This window comes from Brevundimonas sp. ALps5 (assembly GCF_058681645.1).
The window spans coordinates 370,001-382,794 of the sequence record NZ_CM178744.1; the positions used below are offsets into that span (position 1 = coordinate 370,001).

Consider the following 12,794-nt stretch of genomic DNA (forward strand, 5'->3'; position numbering starts at 1 on the left):
TCTCTAACCACCGCAAGAACACCGCCGCCTGCGTTTCTCTTTCCAAATCAACAATGTCAAAGACCCTAGAACCACCGAAGCGGCCCAATCGTTTAACGCCCGATCTCGGCGGAGGCGGCGATTTAGTCGCCTCGGAAGTCCGTGTCAACCGCCCTCCGAAGAGGATTTCGACACCGTCGCCAACCCCGGAGGATCAGCTCGCCCAACCCCTGGAGGTCGGCGGAGGCGGCTCTCTAAGGAAGGCCGATCTCCGTGTCAACCGGGTCTTTTCAGACCATTTTACGTTGAAGAACAAAGCCTTCAGACCGCAAAAAACCGCCAGGAGAAGCGAGGCTTCCCTCTGATTTCGTCGCCGAGCGATTCGATTGGAGCGCGGAAACTATGTCAGCTGGACTACAGAAGCAAGAAGTTTTTTGAACTTCCCGTTTCCGGTGGAACCTTCAGGCTTTCGCCTCAAAGGCCCCGCTGGCCAGCCCGTCTCCGAGCGAGGCGGCGGTGTACGCCCGGCCCCGGCGCAGGGCAAGCGGCTTTTTCGCGGCAAGTCGACTTTCTCACCGAGTCCCGCTCGCCGGACATTGCTCTGACAATGAGCCCCGGAGGAGCCGCCCCTACCCTGCCGCGATATAGGTCCTGAGGCTTTCGGCCTCATGGGTGGCCTCGGCGATCTGGCATTTGACGACGTCGCCGATCGAGATCACCCCGGTCAGGCGGCTGTCGCTCATCACCGGGAGATGGCGGATCCGGCGATCGGTCATCCGGCCCATCAGGATGGCGACGGTCTCGCCGGGTTTGGCGAAGACCACCTCGGCGGTCATATAGTCGGAGACCGGCTTGCCGAGCGCGGCCGCCCCGTCGGCGGCGACGGCCTTGACCACGTCGCGCTCGGAGAAGACGCCGGCGACCCGGTCGCCGTCACAGACGATCAGGGCCCCCACCCGTTTACTGTCCAGTTCCTTGCAGGCTTCAGCGACGGTGGCGGCGGGCGCGAGGGTGAAGACCGCCCCTCCCTTGCCCTTGAGGATTTCGGCGACGAGCATCAGGCGTTTCCTTCTCTATCGTTGTAGAGAACGGCTGCCAGCGGGCTCGCGATCGGGCCTGTCGGGCCGCTTCAGCCGCGAGGATCGCCCAGACCGGCCGAAGACGCAAATCCCGCCGGCGGTTTTCCGAACCAGCGGTTCAGCGGCCCGATCAGCAGAAGCCCCGCGAGGAAGCCGAAGGCGTGCGCCTCCCAGGCGATGCCGGCGCCCTCCACCCCCGGCGCGAAGCCGATCAGGCCGGTCGCTGCATTGAGGATCAGGATGACGGCGCCTGTCGTCACCACGGTGCGGTCGGTCAGGGGCCGCAGACGCCCGCCGGTTCCCAGCAGCCGGATCGCCCCGCCGAGCAGGCCGGTGACGGCGCCGGACGCCCCCACCATGGGCGCATCTCCGCCCAGGTGGACAAGGCCGTAACCGAGCGTCCCGACGAGGCCGCAGACAATATAATAGGCGAAAAAGATGAATCCGCCTTTCAGCCCCCTGAAAAGCCGGGCCACGGGCGGGCCGAAGGCCAGGGCGAAACCGGCGTTCATCAGGGCGTGAGCCCAGCCGCCGTGCAGGGCCATGCTGGTCAGAACGCCCGGCCACCAGCCGCCGTTCACCAGGGTGTTCGGGAAGAAGGCCCAGCGCAGCCCCTCATCGGGCAGTCTTTCCTGCAGGAAGAACAGGATCGGCATCGACAGGGCGACCAGCAAAGGCGGCAGGGGGGCGTTGAAGATGCGCTCGCGCCCCTCCCCGCCGCCTTCACCGCCCTCTCGTTCCGGCGCAGACGCGGGGGCGCCCCACGGCGACGGCGGTGTGGGCGGGACCGCAGGCGGGGGAGTGTCGAATCTGTCGTTCTCGGAGCCCATGTCGATGGAATGCGCGGAGAATTCTGCAATCTCAAGCGCTTCTTAATAACCGTGACCCATTCTGGCACGCGGGTTGCTTACCGACCCATCAACCAATTCCGTGCGGAGACCCGGAATGACCACTGCCAGGATGCGCCGGACGGCCCGCTCGGGAGCCCTCCTCGGGACCGTGTGCCTCGCGGCCTTGGCCTCCACGCTCGCCCCCACACTCGCCCTGGCCCAGACCACGGGATCGGCGACCGCCTCCAGCTTCCAGGCCGGATACGGCAACGCCCGCTATGCGGTGACCCAGCCGTCGAGCGGATCGACGCGCGACGCCAACGGCAACCGCCTGATCGTCGACGGCATCATCCAGAGCGGGGCCTCCAGCTATTCCAGCGCCAGCTCGGGCGCCTCCTCCAGCTATTCCGGTTCGGGATCGTCCTCGAGCGGCGGCACAGCCATCGGCGGGGCGACCGCCATCGGCAATAGCCTGAACGTCGTGGTTCAGGGCAACCATAACACCGTGATCGTCAACTCCCGGCAGACGAACACCGGCAACATCACCGCGGGTACGGTGCTGAACGGGACCCTGGACCTCGATGACTGACCGCACCTTCTCCAAGCGCATGCGCATCCTCGGCGTGGCCTCGGCCGTGACCGCCCTTCTGGCCGGCTGCGCCGTCAGCCCGGTGGCCGGCCCCAGCGGCCAGTACGCCACCCCCATCGGCAATGCGCCGGTGACGGCCAATCCGACGCCCTATTCCGCGGCGCTGTACTGCCTTTCGGACTACGCCCGGCGCTACAACCTGCCCTCGCCGCGCATCGCGATCGGCCGGATCAGCGACTACACCGGCTCGGTCTCGTCGGACGGCGGCCGCCAGATCACCCAGGGCGCTTCGCTGATGGCCTATTCGGCCCTCGCCAAGGCCGGCGCCCGGATGGTCGAACGCTACGACACGTCGATCTCGGAGCTGGAGCTCCGCTACGCCAACAACAAGCTGATCGGCGAGGACGGCGCGAGCGCCGGAGCCAACCCGGACAGCAACACCTACCGCCGCATCCTGGCCGGCCAGGTGCCCGGCTCGGACTTCTACATCGTCGGCGGCGTGACCGAGGTGAACTACAACATCCGCTCCGCGGGCGTGGACATCGGCCAGGGCGAGGTCGACTCGGCCCGTCCGGGCTCCGCCCTGCTGCAGGGCAAGATCTTCGTCATGAACGTCGCCATCGACCTGCGTCTGGTCCAGACGACCTCGATGGAGGTGGTCGATGTCATCTCCTACCAGAAGCAGATCATCGGCCGCGAGATCTCGGCCGGCGTCTTCGACTTCCTTGACGGCAATGTCTTCGACATCTCGGCCGGGTCGGGCGGGATGGAGCCGGTCCAACTGGCGGTCCGTTCGCTGATCGAGCGCGGCACGCTGGAGATGATGGCCAACCTCTACGGCGCGCCGGGCCCTCAGGTCTGCCTCGACGCCGCACACGATCCGCTGGGCTCTGTCGGCCCGACCGGCGGCTACTACCCCGCCTATGCAAACACGGACACCAACAATGGCCAGACCCGCGCTGACCCGAACCGCTGGCATTCTGGCCGCGACGGTGATGTGCGCCGCAGCAGCCGCTACTGAGGCTTCCGCCCAGAGCGCTCCCGGCGCCCTGGTCCTGAACAATCAGCTGCAGCTCGGCGACGTCATCAGCGGCCAGACCCTCAACGTCGAGGGCGCGACCGATCAGGTGACCGTGTCCAACGCCGCGACCGGCAACAGCCTGTCGGGCGCGACCGAGGGCGTGAATCTGGACATCCGCAACGTCCAGACGATGAACGGGAACACCCGCGCCACGACGCAGATCAATCCGACCGGCGACACGGGCGGCATCGTCAACGCCACCACCCAGGCCAACGGCAACTATCTGGCCGCGGGCGGCTACGGCGGCGATCTGGCCATCGATTCCGACCAGCGCGTCGGCCCGTCGGAGGTCACGGCCTCGACCGCCATCCGCGGCGGGACCGCCCGCCTGCTGGGCGGCGCCAATGTCACCGCCGCCGCCACCGGCAACGCCGCCGCCCTCGCCGGCAATGTCGGGGTCATCTCCGGCGCTGTGCATCAGGTGTCGGACGCCTCGGTGCGGGCCGAGAACCTGGCCGAGACACAGTACATTCCGGCGACCGCCGTCTTCGGCGCCCAGGCCATCAACAACGCCGCCGCCGTCAACGGCACGGACCAGTCGGGCCAGTCGATCTACATCGGCCAGCGCTCGACCGGCGACGCGGTCACCGCCAACACCAGCGCCAATGCCGGCAACGCCTGGGACCTGACCGGGGCCTCGGTCGCCACGGCCAACCAGGCGGTCGTCGCCAACAAGGGCGGCTCGGTCGTGGCCCGGACCCAACAGGAGAACTTCTCCGCCGTCGCCTCCACCGCCGTCACCACCGCCTATGACTACGGCCGCGCCGTGGCCTCGGCCGAGGGCACGGGCAACGCCGCCTCGGTCGGCAACAACGACAAATACCTCGAGCTGGACAACAGCCAGATCAACTCGGGCGGGGTCGAGGTCCGGGCCGAGTTCGCGGGGGCGCAAGGGTACGACGCCTATGTCTCGGCCAATGCGGCCGGCAACTCGGTCACGGGCTACGCCTGCGCCGAATGCCAGGCCACGCTGAACGCGACCAACAGCCAGACCAACGACGGAAACGTCAGCGCCTCGGCCAGCACGACCATCTCGGGCGCCAACCGCAACGTCATCACCGGCTCCAACGCCGTGGGCAACGCTGCGACCTTCTACGTCTCGCGCCCCGGCCAGTGATCCGCGGCCAATAAGTCCTTGTGACGAAATCGCTTGAGCCGATGTGACCCTGCCCTAAGGGTTAGGGGTCCGGTCGACTGACGGCGTTCGGGCGATTCCCGATTACCCGGAGCGACCCCGCATGACTTCCCTTCGCCGCCTGCTGCTGCTCGCCGCCTCGAGCGCGGCTCTTCTGACCGGGGCGGCCCTTCCCGCCATCGCCCAAACGGCCCCCGCCGTCACCGCCGCGCCCGCCGCCGGCAAGCCGACCGATCCCTGGGCCCAGACGGCCAGCGACCTGGCGCCCGACGCCGCCGTCCGCTTCGGCGTCCTGCCCAACGGCATGCAGTACGCCATTCTGCACAACGCCACCCCGCCGCATCAGGCGGCCCTGCGTCTGCGTTTCGACGCCGGCTCCCTGGCCGAGCGTGACGATCAGCAGGGTCTGGCCCACTTCCTCGAACATATGGCCTTCAACGGTTCGACCCATATCGCCGAGGGCGACATGACCAAGAACCTCGAACGGCTGGGCATGTCCTTCGGCGGCGACACCAACGCCCAGACCAGCTTCGACCAGACCACCTATATGCTGAACCTGCCCAACACCTCCGACGAGGTGGTGGACGCCAGCCTGTTCTCCCTGCGCGAGGTGGCGTCGGAACTGCTGTTCAACGCCGAGGCCGTGGACCGCGAGCGCGGCGTCATCGAGGGCGAGGAGCGCACCAGCGACAGCCCGGGCCTGCGCTCGCTCAAGGCCCTGCTGCCCTTCCTCGCCCCCGGTCAGCGCCTGGCCGACCGCCTGCCCATCGGCGACCTGAACATCATCAAGACCGCGCCGCGCGACCGCTTCGTCGACTTCTACCGCGCCTACTACCGGCCGGAGCGGGCGACCCTGGTCGCGGTGGGCGACTTCGATGTCGACGCCATGGAAGCGAAGATCAGGGCGAAGTTCGGCGACTGGACCAATCCGGCCCCGGCCGGCGCCGATCCGGATCTGGGGCAGATTCGGCCGCGTCAGCCCGAGACCCTGATCCACGTCGAGCCGGGCGCCCAGTCCTCGGCCCAGATCTTCTGGACCGTGCCGCACGACGATGCGCCGGACACCGCCGCCGAGCGCCGCAAGTCGGTCGTGCGCAGCCTGGCCTCGGCCGTGCTCAACCGCCGCCTCAGTGACATCGCCCGCAACCCCAACCCGCCCTTCCTGAGCGCGGGCGGCGGCTATCAGTCCCTGTTCAACGCCCTGGACGCCGGCAGCCTGTCGGTCAGCTTCAACCCCGGCGCCTGGAAGCCCGCCATCGAGACGGTCGAGCAGGAAGAACGGCGTCTGGTCCAGTACGGCGTCGCCCAGTCCGAACTGGATCGCGAACTGACCGAGTTCCGCACCGCCCTGACCGCGGTCGCCGCCGGCGCCGCGACGCGCCAGACGCCTTCGCTGGCCTCGGGCCTGGCCGAGGCGGTCAATGACAATGAGGTCTTCACCAACCCCAATGACGACCTGAAGCGGTTCACGGAAATCGCCCCGACCATCACGGTCGAGGAGGTCAACGCCGCCGCCCGCAAGACCTTCAGCGGCAACGGCCCCCTCGTCTTCGTCACCACCCCGGTCGCCATCGAGGGCGGCGAGGCCGCGGTCACCGCCGCGCTCGAGGCTTCGCGCCAGACGCCGGTCTCGGCCCCCGTCATCGCCGCCGCCGTCCAATGGCCCTACGCCGACTTCGGCGCGGCCGCCCAGCCGTCCAGCCAGAGCGAGATCGCCGACCTGGGCGCGACCCTGGTGACCTTCCCCAACGGCGTGCGCCTGACGATCAAGCCGACGACCTTCGCCGACAAGCAGATCCTGATCAGCGTGCGCGTCGGCGGCGGCTATCTGGACCTGCCGCTGGACCGTGCGAGCCCCGTGCCCTGGGCGGCGGGCAGTGAGGTGATCGAGGGCGGTCTGGGCAAGCTCACCGCCATCCAGCTGGATCAGGTCACCGCCGGTAACGTCGTCGGCGTCAACTTCGGCATGGACCAGAACGCCTTCCAGTACGGCGGCTCGACCCGGCCCGAGGACCTGACCCTGCAGATGCAGCTGATGGCCGCCTACTTCACCGACGCCGCCTGGCGGCCCGAGCCCTTCACCCGCACCAAGAGCGCCATGCCCCAGGCCCTGGCCCAGGCCCGCGCCCTGCCGTCGGGCGCCTTCAGCCTGGCTGCGACCAAGCTTCTGTACAGCGGCGACCCCCGCTTCGGCGTGCCGACCGAGGAACAGATCGCCTCCGCCAGCCTGGACGACATGCGTGACATCGTGAACCGCGCCATCGCGCGGGGCCCGATCGAGATCGTGGTCGTCGGCGACGTCACCGTGGCCGACGCCATCGCCGCCGTGGGCTCGACCTTCGCCGCCCTGCCCGCGCGCACCCCGGCCGCTGCGCCGTCGCCCCAGGCCCTGCACCTCGCCTTCCCCGCCCCGACGGCCGAACCGCTTCAGTTCCACCACAGCGGCCTGCCCAGCCAGGCCCTGGGCTATGTCGCCTGGCCGACCGTGGACTCCATCGGCGACCGCAAGCCGGCCCGGATCGTCAACCTCCTGGCCCGGGTGCTGCAGCTGCGCGTCACCGACGAAATCCGCGAGAAACAGGGCGCGGCCTATTCGCCGGGCGCCTCGGCGACCTCGTCACTGGTCTTCCCCGACTACGGCTATGTCTTCATCCAGGTGGAAACCCCGCCCGAGGCCCTGCCCGTCTTCTTCCAGACCGCCGACGCCATCGCCGCCGGCCTGCGCGACGCCCCCGTCAGCGAGGACGAGCTGAACCGCGCCCGGCTGTCGACGATCGAGTCGATCCGCCGCGGCCAGGCCGGCAACGGCTATTGGCTCAACGCCCTGAAGAACGTCCAGACCGATCCGACCCAGGTGGAGGCCGTCCGGACGATCATCTCCGACCTGGAATCCATCACACCCGCCGACCTGCAGAAGGCCGCCCAGATCTATCTCCAGCCCGGCCGCGCCTGGCGCGCCGAGGTGACCGCCGAGACGCCCGCCGGCGCTGCCGCTTCCGCGACAACGACCCCGGCGGCCCAATAACGAAAAAGGCCCCGGGGCTTACGCTCCGGGGCCAGTCGTTACTCTCAGGATCGCCGGCGATGAACCGACATCCGCAATCTATCGAAGCCGACCTGTCCGCAGGCTGAACGGGCCGTTATGGCTGCGTTGTCGGATCAGAAGACCCGGCCGCCGACGCCGCCGTCCAGGGTCATGGTCGCGGTCGAGATGGCCATGCTCGAGGCCTGGACCGTCTCTTCGCGGTATTCCGTATAGGTCTCCTCACGCCACAGGGTCAGGACCTTGACGCCCGCGCCGTAGCGGCGAAGCAGAGACCGCTCGTTGCAGTCGCGCTCGGGCTTCTGCGGGCGGCATTCCATGACGCCGCCGCCGATCGGGGCGCCGGGGCCCGCGGCGCCGCCGGCGTAGCTGGCGGCGGCATAGGCGGCCGCTTCCGCGCTACGGCCGTACCACAGGCTCTCGCCCTTGCGGCAGCTCATGGTCTGGCCATGGTCGAAGCTGATCTGGTCGACGAAGTCGGCCCAGGTGACCTGCAGCCGCGTCCCGGCGATGCAGCGGTAGATCTCGCCCTCATAGCCGTCGGCGATGTCGCGGCCCGGCTGGACCTGCGAGGCGGGGTGGGGAATGTCGCGATCGTCGATGCAGACGGCCTGGATGACCACGCGGCTGAAGGCCCAGCGCGAGGCGGTATAGGGAGTGCGCACCACCTGGGCCACGGCGGCGCCCTCGACGTTCAGCCCCTCGATCACGGTCGGATAGGGCTGGGCGACGCTGAAATAGGCCCCGCCGTTCGAGTTGACGTAGGTGTCGCCTTGTCCGTGGGCGTTGATCAACGAACTCGCGTTGGCGTTGGCGTTCGCATTGCCGTTCACGTTGACGTTCACATTGACGTTGAAGTTCCCGTTGCCCGACGGATAGTTCGGCGGCGGCGGGGCCTGGCAACAGCTGCTGGGCGGCGACGGCGGGGTCGGCGCAGGAGGGGCCTGGCAGCAGGACGGCGGCGTCGGCGTGCAACTGCCGCACTGGGCGACCGCAGAGCCGCCGACGGCCCCGAAGGCCGTCAGGCCGACGATCGCCGCCAGCCAGGTCTTGATCCGCACCCGCATGGGCTGGGCTCCCCGAGAATTCGTTCACGCGCGACCGGTCCGCGACGGGCGCGCCGGTCCAGCCTCACATTTGGCCGCCAAACCCTTGCGTTTCCGTTAGCCACGTCTGGCCAATTTCGTCGCACGGCCCGGGACTTGCGGCGGACAGCGGCGAAAGGCGCGTCATGTTCCATTCCGGCACCCAGACCCTGATCGATCACTGGACCGCCCTGCCCGAGGCGCGGCGCATTCCCGCGCGGGCGGCCTTCCAGCCGATGGCCTTCGGTCCCCTGACGCCGCAGCTGTTCATGGTTGAGCGCGAAGGCGCGCGGCTGCGGCTGGCCGGCGGTTGGGTCGAGCGGGTGCACGGCCGGCCGCTGCGGGGCGTCGACTGGCTGTCGGTCTGGCGCGAGGACAGCCGGCAGATGGTCCTCGCCGCCATGGTCCAGGCCGTGCGCGAGGCCCGCCCGGTCGTCCTCGCCGCCGACGCCGAACGCATGGAGGGGGTGCTGGAAATCGTCGTGGCGCCCCTGAGGAACGCGGCCGGAGAGGCGGACCGGCTGGTCGGCCTCTACCAGCCGCTGAACCGCATCGACCGCGAGGCCGAAGACGTCGGCGCCCTTGCCGCAAGACTGTCGATAGGTGTCGGCCCGATCGCCCGCGCCCCCCTGAGTCTGGCCGCCGTCGACGGCCGCAGGATCGCCTGAACACGTCCAAATGCCGCCATTATCGATGATCTGTCGATATTTTGTGACTATACCTCAGGGTTGAACGACATCGCCACTGAGCCCCGTGAAGTCATCCTTGAGACGCCGCCGAAAATGGACGTTAACTCGTTGCACTTGTTCATAATATTCTGACCGCGCCGGAGCACTCCCCACAAGGAAAGGTTCACGAAACGGGACTATCGGAATGACGCCGCCGTTTCGATTTCGACGCAACACGGGCACATCCGTGGCGACTTCAGGCCCGCCGGGGTTTGACACCGGTGGAATAAGGGAGAACACTGCGAGCTATAGACACCGGTGTCATCGCAAAGAGTCCACTCATCCCGAATAAGGGGAACGGACCAGACGGCGCCGGACATTTGAACCTGGGGAGGATCTCTGAATGACTACCGTACGCTCGCGCCTGCTCGCCACTTCGGCGCTGATCACCGCGCTAGGCATGGCCGCGCCGGCCTTGGCCCAAACCGCTCCGGCGCAAGCGCCGCAAACCGACGACGGGGCGACCCAGGTCGAGGAAGTCGTGGTCACCGGCTTCCGCGCCAGCGTCGAGCGGGCGATCGCCATCAAGCGCAACTCCAACGACATGGTCGACACCATCGTCGCCGAGGACATCGCCAAGTTCCCGGACAACAACCTGGCCGAGTCCATGCAGCGCGTCCCCGGGGTGACCATCACCCGCTCGGGCGGCGAAGGGTCGCAGATCTCGGTGCGCGGCATGGGCCCCGACTTCACCCGCGTTCGCATCAACGGCATCGAGGGCCAGGCCACCACCGGCTCGAACCGCGGCCGCGGCTTCGACTTCAACGTCTTCGCCTCCGAGCTGTTCAGCCAGCTGGACGTGCGCAAGACGCCCTCGGCCAACGTCGAGGAAGGCTCGCTGGGCGCGACCGTCGATCTTCATACCGCCCGCCCCTTCAACGCGCGCGGCTTTGTCGGCGCCCTGGCGGCCCAAGGCGGCTGGAACGACCTGTCGGAAGCGACCAACCCGCGCATCGCCGGCCTGATCTCCAACCGCTGGGACACGCCGATCGGCGAGATCGGCATCGCCGCCTCGATCGCCTATTCCGAGAAGACCACTCTTCAGAACGGCGCCTCGACGGGCCAGTGGAACTTCGGCTCTGCGGACGGCGGCTGGTGCGACCCGGTCGCCCGCCCGACGCTCTGCGCAGGCACCAACACCGCCGCTCGCGCCACGGCCACCCTGGACAGCACCCGCTATCCCCGCTTCCTGCGCTATCAGGACTACCGGCTGGAGACCAAGCGGACCGGCATCACCGGCACCCTGCAATGGCGTCCGCAGGAGTCGACCCTGGTCACCTTCGACGTCCTGTACTCGAAGTTCGAAGGGGAGCGGAACGAGCGTCAGCTCGAGGCCATCGGCCTGAGCCGCGCGGCCTCCCAGGGCGGCAAGCCCGAGACCGTCGTGCGCGACATCGTCGTCGATTCCAACGGCACCGCCGTCTACATGGCGCTGGACAACGTCGATGTCCGTTCCGAGAACTACATCGACATCTATGACACCACCTTCCAGCAATACACCCTGAACCTGGAGCAGCAGTTCGGCGACAAGCTGAAGGTGACGGGTCTGTTCGGCTATGTGAAGAACGACTTCAACAACGCCGTCGACTACATCGCCCAGATGGATCGCCAGAACGCCGACGGCTATTCCTACGACTTCCGCCCGGGCGGCGAATACGCCCCCGCCATCAACTACGGCTTCGACGTTACCGACGCGACCCAGTGGTACATGGGCCCGACCACGACGGCGGCCGGCGGCACCGGCGCCAGCGGCCCGGACATCCGCCTGCGTCCGAACTGGAACGACAACATCTACAAGACCGGTCAGGTCGACTTCGAATACGAGCTGTCCGACAACCTGACCTTCATCGGCGGCGCCCAGGTCAAGAGCTACGAGTTCGTAGGCCGCGGTCAGCGTCTGGCCTCGGGCGAGACCAACATCCCGGCCATTCCGACCGGCAGCACCATCACCAGCCTGACCGAGCTCTACTGCGGCTTCCAGGGCCTGTCCCTGCCGGCGGGTACGCCCAACTGCTGGCGCACGCCGAACCTCAACGCCGTCGCGGACGCCTATGGCGTCTTCTCCAACTCGGGCCGGTTCCTGCTGTCGGAGACCGTCGCCAGCGCCCGCGGCGACAACCGCACGGTCAACGAAGACGACTTCGGCCTGTATCTGGAAGCCAAGTTCAAGTTCACCGCCTTCGGCATGCCGGTTCGCGGCGACGCCGGCTTCCGCCGCGTTCAGACCAAACAGCAGTCGGGCTTCTACTCGACCGTACCGGTCACAGTGGATCCCTCGGGCTTCCAGTGGACCACCGTCAAACACGACTACACCGACGACCTGCCCTCGCTGAACCTGGTCTTCGAGCCCGCCGAGAACGTTCTGGTGCGCTTCGGCGCGGCCAAGGTGATGGCGCGCGCCGGCCTGGCGTCGATCTCTGCGGCGACCAACGTCTCGGTCGCCGGCGGTTCGCGCACGGTCACGACCGGCAACCCCTACCTCGAGCCCTATCGCGCCAAGACCTATGACCTCGCGGTCGAATGGTACCCGGCCCGGGGCTCGATCCTGTCGGCGGCGGTCTTCTACAAGGACATCTCGACCTACATCCAGAACCTGACGACCACCGGAACCTTCGCCAGCACCGGCCTGCCCAGCTCTCTGCTGGCTGGCACCGGCGTCGCCGCGACCGATCCCTTCCAGATCTCCAATGTGGTCAACACCCCCGGCGGACCGGTCAAGGGCATCGAGCTCAACGTGCAGCAGGCCCTGACCTTCCTGCCGTGGAAGTTCTCCAATCTCGGCGTCCTGCTGAACGCGACCTATATCGAGGCCGAGATCGACTACTTCCTGACGGCGACGGGCGGCGCTGCGGCGACCACCACCCAGCCGCTGCTGAACCTGTCCAAGAACGTGTTCAACGCCACGGTCTACTACGAGGAAGGTCCCTTCCAGGCCCGCGTCTCGCTGAACCAGCGCAGCAACTTCCTGACGGCTGTGCCCGCCGCCTACGCCACCGACGTGGCGGGGACCAAGGGCTCGACCTTCATCGACTTCTCGAGCTCGTACAAATGGGGCGATCACCTCACCTTCTCGGTGGAAGGGATCAACCTGACCAACGAGCCGACGATCACCTACACCGACTCCACGGCCGAACGGCTCAGCGACTACTTCCAGAGCGGGCGGCAGTTCTACGCCGGCGTCCGCTACGCCTTCTGATCCGAACCTCTGCCAACGGCGGTCCCTGACGGGGCCGCCGTTCTTCTTT

10 protein-coding genes (1 of these 10 cut by a window edge) are annotated in these 12,794 nt (G+C 67.9%); 7 read left to right on the top strand and 3 right to left on the bottom strand.

Annotated elements, in window-relative coordinates:
* A protein-coding gene (locus ACW172_RS01520) for a hypothetical protein (RefSeq protein ID WP_492033435.1) crosses the window boundary here: on the top strand, nt 1–344 show its 3' portion. 46 nt of this gene lie to the left of the window's left edge; only the last 344 of its 390 coding nucleotides appear in the window; its start codon lies off the left edge, out of view; the stop codon is at nt 342–344.
* Nucleotides 345–608: 264 nt separating this feature from the next.
* Here the strand turns inward: ACW172_RS01520 and ACW172_RS01525 are convergent, their stop codons facing one another.
* Both ACW172_RS01525 and ACW172_RS01530 read right to left on the bottom strand, forming a co-directional pair.
* Entirely contained in the window at nt 609–1,037 is a 429-nt protein-coding gene (locus ACW172_RS01525) for a CBS domain-containing protein (protein ID WP_492033436.1), read from the bottom strand.
* A gap of 71 nt (nt 1,038–1,108) precedes the next feature.
* Entirely contained in the window at nt 1,109–1,888 is a 780-nt protein-coding gene (locus ACW172_RS01530; RefSeq protein ID WP_492033437.1) for a rhomboid family intramembrane serine protease, read from the bottom strand.
* A 115-nt stretch (nt 1,889–2,003) separates the two neighbouring features.
* Here ACW172_RS01530 and hfaA point away from each other — a divergent pair, with 115 nt between their 5' ends.
* From hfaA to ACW172_RS01550, 4 genes are all read left to right on the top strand, one after another.
* Nucleotides 2,004–2,477 carry a holdfast anchoring protein HfaA gene (gene hfaA, locus ACW172_RS01535; protein ID WP_492033438.1) on the top strand — a complete coding sequence of 158 codons (474 nt, stop codon included), beginning with the start codon at nt 2,004–2,006 and terminating at the stop codon, nt 2,475–2,477.
* Nucleotides 2,470–3,498 (top strand): holdfast anchoring protein HfaB, encoded by a 1,029-nt coding sequence (gene hfaB, locus ACW172_RS01540; protein ID WP_492033439.1) that lies wholly within the window; start codon nt 2,470–2,472, stop codon nt 3,496–3,498. Before hfaA ends, hfaB begins: the two co-directional genes overlap by 8 nt.
* A complete protein-coding gene (gene hfaD, locus ACW172_RS01545) occupies nt 3,422–4,675 on the top strand; it encodes a holdfast anchor protein HfaD (protein ID WP_492033440.1) in 1,254 nt (417 codons plus the stop codon). Before hfaB ends, hfaD begins: the two co-directional genes overlap by 77 nt.
* Nucleotides 4,676–4,796: 121 nt before the next feature.
* Nucleotides 4,797–7,718, top strand: a complete 2,922-nt coding sequence (locus tag ACW172_RS01550) for a M16 family metallopeptidase (RefSeq protein WP_492033441.1) — start codon at nt 4,797–4,799, stop codon at nt 7,716–7,718.
* Between the two features lie 134 nt (nt 7,719–7,852).
* Here the strand turns inward: ACW172_RS01550 and ACW172_RS01555 are convergent, their stop codons facing one another.
* Nucleotides 7,853–8,803: a hypothetical protein gene (locus tag ACW172_RS01555; RefSeq protein WP_492033442.1), complete on the bottom strand. Its 951-nt coding sequence runs from the start codon at nt 8,801–8,803 to the stop codon at nt 7,853–7,855.
* A 164-nt stretch (nt 8,804–8,967) separates the two neighbouring features.
* On the opposite strand from ACW172_RS01555, the gene ACW172_RS01560 reads away from it, so the two are divergent.
* Together ACW172_RS01560 and ACW172_RS01565 are read left to right on the top strand one after the other, a co-directional pair.
* The gene (locus tag ACW172_RS01560) at nt 8,968–9,489 is read left to right on the top strand and encodes a PAS domain-containing protein (RefSeq protein WP_492033443.1); all 522 of its coding nucleotides are present in this window, start codon (nt 8,968–8,970) and stop codon (nt 9,487–9,489) included.
* 403 nt (nt 9,490–9,892) lie between these two features.
* A complete protein-coding gene (locus ACW172_RS01565; RefSeq protein WP_492033444.1) occupies nt 9,893–12,745 on the top strand; it encodes a TonB-dependent receptor in 2,853 nt (950 codons plus the stop codon).
* Nucleotides 12,746–12,794: the final 49 nt, after the last annotated feature.